This is a genomic window from Ancylobacter gelatini (assembly GCF_022601675.1).
Taxonomy (GTDB): Bacteria; Pseudomonadota; Alphaproteobacteria; order Rhizobiales; family Xanthobacteraceae; genus Ancylobacter; species Ancylobacter gelatini.
Window position 1 is genome coordinate 2,501 of the sequence record NZ_JAKVIL010000017.1, and the last position, 3,199, is coordinate 5,699.

The 3,199-nt window shown below is 54.0% G+C and carries 2 rRNA genes; both read left to right on the plus strand.

The window, feature by feature from the left end:
• The first annotated feature begins 133 nt into the window (after positions 1–133).
• Positions 134–2,952, plus strand: a 23S ribosomal RNA gene (locus tag MKI84_RS20515).
• A 95-nt stretch (positions 2,953–3,047) separates the two neighbouring features.
• Positions 3,048–3,162: ribosomal RNA gene (gene rrf, locus MKI84_RS20520) — 5S ribosomal RNA — on the plus strand.
• The last annotated feature ends 37 nt before the right edge of the window (positions 3,163–3,199 follow it).

Genomic DNA, 3,199 nt, shown 5'->3' on the forward strand with positions numbered 1-3,199 from the left:
CGTCACCGAGTGAATGCGAAGCAAGCTGGTCTTTAGAAATAGCTTTGATGCCAGAGACGGGTCTCTCAAAACCGTCTCTCTTTTGCTGGATCCCGCACGGATTTCAGCAAGGGTGAGCATCGAAGATGAGAACGATCAAGTGTCTTAAGGGCATTCGGTGGATGCCTTGGTGCTGAGAGGCGATGAAGGACGTGGTACGCTGCGATAAGTTACGGGGAGCTGCGAACAAGCTTTGATCCGTAAATTTCCGAATGGGGAAACCCACCTTCGATGACTGGAACTCTGAGGCCTTGCCTTGGAGGCAACTTCAAGCCGCAAGGTTTTGGAATTCCAGTTATCACATGAAGGTATCTGATCCTGAATACATAGGGGTTAGAAGCGAACCCGGGGAACTGAAACATCTAAGTACCCGGAGGAAAGGACATCAACAGAGACTCCGTTAGTAGTGGCGAGCGAACGCGGATCAGGCCAGTGGTGAATGAGCGACAAGTGGAACCGGACAGGAAAGCCGGGCCTCAGTGGGTGATAGCCCCGTACACGTAATGCAAACATTCATCCTTGAGTAAGGCGGGGCACGTGAAACCCTGTCTGAACATGGGAGGACCACCTTCCAAGCCTAAGTACTCCTCAGCGACCGATAGCGAACAAGTACCGTGAGGGAAAGGTGAAAAGCACCCCGACAAGGGGAGTGAAACAGTTCCTGAAACCGGATGCCTACAAACAGTAGGAGCCCAAGGTTCGTCCTGGGTGACTGCGTACCTTTTGTATAATGGGTCAGCGACTTAGTCTGGCGAGCAAGCTTAAGCCGGTAGGTGTAGGCGCAGCGAAAGCGAGTCTGAACAGGGCGTTCAGTTCGTCGGATTAGACCCGAAGCCGGGTGATCTAGCCATGAGCAGGTTGAAGGTGCGGTAACACGCACTGGAGGACCGAACCGGTGCCTGTTGAAAAAGTCTCGGATGACTTGTGGCTAGGGGTGAAAGGCCAACCAAACTCGGAAATAGCTGGTTCTCCGCGAAAACTATTTAGGTAGTGCCTCGCGTGAATACTCCAGGGGGTAGAGCACTGGATGGGCTAGGGGGATTTACCGTCTTACCAAACCTAACCAAACTCCGAATACCTGGAAGTACTGCGCGGGAGACAGACGGCGGGTGCTAACGTCCGTCGTCGAGAGGGAAACAACCCTGACCTACAGCTAAGGCCCCCAAGTCGTGGTTAAGTGTGAAAGGATGTGAGAGTCCGAAAACAACCAGGAGGTTGGCTTAGAAGCAGCCATCCTTTAAAGAAAGCGTAACAGCTCACTGGTCTAGGATTCTTGCGCCGAAAATGTAACGGGGCTCAAACCACGCGCCGAAGCTTAGGGTTCATCTTCGGATGAGCGGTAGCGGAGCGTTCCGTAAGCCTGCGAAGGAGGATCCGTGAGGACCTCTGGAGGTATCGGAAGTGCGAATGCTGACATGAGTAACGACAAACAGTGTGAGAGACACTGTCGCCGAAAGTCCAAGGGTTCCTGCGTAAAGCTAATCTGCGCAGGGTTAGCCGGCCCCTAAGGCGAGGCCGAAAGGCGTAGTCGATGGGAATCAGGTGAATATTCCTGAGCCTGTGGGTAGTGACGAATCCCGTGTGTTGTCAGACGAATTGGTTCTGTTCTGGCTTCGAAGGGGTTCCAGGAAATAGCTCCCACATTATAGCCCGTACCCGAAACCGACACAGGTGGACTGGTAGAGTATACCAAGGCGCTTGAGAGAACTATGCTGAAGGAACTCGGCAATTTACCTCCGTAACTTCGGGATAAGGAGGCCTTGCGTTTGGGCAACCAGGCGCAAGGGGCACAGACCAGGGGGTGGCAACTGTTTAGCAAAAACACAGGGCTCTGCGAAATCGCAAGATGACGTATAGGGTCTGACGCCTGCCCGGTGCCGGAAGGTTAAGAGGAGAGGTGCAAGCTTTGAATCGAAGCCCCGGTAAACGGCGGCCGTAACTATAACGGTCCTAAGGTAGCGAAATTCCTTGTCGGGTAAGTTCCGACCTGCACGAATGGCGTAATGACTTCCCCGCTGTCTCCAGCATAGACTCAGTGAAATTGAATTCCCCGTGAAGATGCGGGGTTCCTGCGGTCAGACGGAAAGACCCCGTGCACCTTTACTGCAGCTTTGCACTGGCATTCGTGTCGGTATGTGTAGGATAGGTGGTAGACTTTGAAGCGAGGGCGCCAGCTCTCGTGGAGTCATCCTTGAAATACCACCCTTATAGATATGGATGTCTAACCGCGACCCGTTATCCGGGTCCGAGACATTGCATGGCGGGCAGTTTGACTGGGGCGGTCGCCTCCCAAAGAGTAACGGAGGCGCGCGATGGTGGGCTCAGACCGGTCGGAAATCGGTCGTCGAGTGCAATGGCATAAGCCCGCCTGACTGCGAGACTGACAAGTCGAGCAGAGACGAAAGTCGGCCATAGTGATCCGGTGGTCCCACGTGGACGGGCCATCGCTCAACGAATAAAAGGTACGCCGGGGATAACAGGCTGATGATGCCCAAGAGTCCATATCGACGGCATCGTTTGGCACCTCGATGTCGGCTCATCACATCCTGGGGCTGGAGCAGGTCCCAAGGGTTCGGCTGTTCGCCGATTAAAGTGGTACGTGAGCTGGGTTCAGAACGTCGTGAGACAGTTCGGTCCCTATCTGCCGTGGGTGTAGGAATATTGAGAGGATTTGTCCCTAGTACGAGAGGACCGGGATGAACGTACCTCTGGTGGAGCTGTTGTGGCGCCAGCCGCAGTGCAGCGTAGCTATGTACGGTCGGGATAACCGCTGAAAGCATCTAAGCGGGAAACCCACCTCAAAACGAGTATTCCCTTGAGAACCGTGGAAGACGACCACGTTGATAGGCCGGGTGTGTAAGTGTGGCGACATATTTAGCTTACCGGTACTAATCGTTCGATTGGCTTGATCGTTCTCATCCTCGATGTTCATCATCAGGATCAAAGCAACGAGACCAGATATCAGATCCATAAGGATCCTTGCTTCGCAAAATGCTGTGCTTCGCCGGCCTGGTGGCTATTGCGAGGAGCCTGAACCCGATCCCATCCCGAACTCGGCCGTTAAACTCCTCTGCGCCGATGGTACTATGTCTTAAGACCTGGGAGAGTAGGTCGCTGCCAGGCCTGCCAAACACAGCATGCGCTTCTAAACGACACCTGA